Source organism: Gilvimarinus gilvus (genome assembly GCF_030518155.1).
Taxonomy (GTDB): Bacteria; Pseudomonadota; Gammaproteobacteria; order Pseudomonadales; family Cellvibrionaceae; genus Gilvimarinus; species Gilvimarinus gilvus.
Genome location: NZ_JAULRU010000284.1, coordinates 1 through 310 on the forward strand (window position 1 = coordinate 1; position 310 = coordinate 310).

The window sequence follows — 310 nt, forward strand, 5'->3', positions numbered from 1 at the left end:
AAAAGAAACGAAAGAATCTGTTAAGGGAAGTCTATGTAGGGCCGCGTAAAGAGCCGTCAGCTAAGGTTGTGTTTGCAGGGATCTATCCCGAGGCGGTTGCTGGAATCGTAGACTACATGATTGATGAGTACGGTGAAATAAAGGCCGGAGTAAATCCAGACATTGTGCGACTTGGGTTAGATATTGGGGGTAACACGACTGATATGGCGATTGTTTTGCCTGGTAATCAGCTCGGTGCAAAGAAAACACTGGAATATGGTGTTAAGCATGTTAAAGATCGCTTACGCCAGTTGTTGATGAAGCGGTTCGA

The 310-nt window shown here is 45.5% G+C and carries 1 protein-coding gene; it reads left to right on the forward strand.

What is annotated here, in order from left to right; all coding sequences use genetic code 11:
* Window positions 1-116 precede the first annotated feature (116 nt).
* The coding region (locus tag QWI17_RS04825) for a hypothetical protein (protein WP_302721382.1) at window positions 117-310 on the forward strand (194 nt) is incomplete at its 3' end.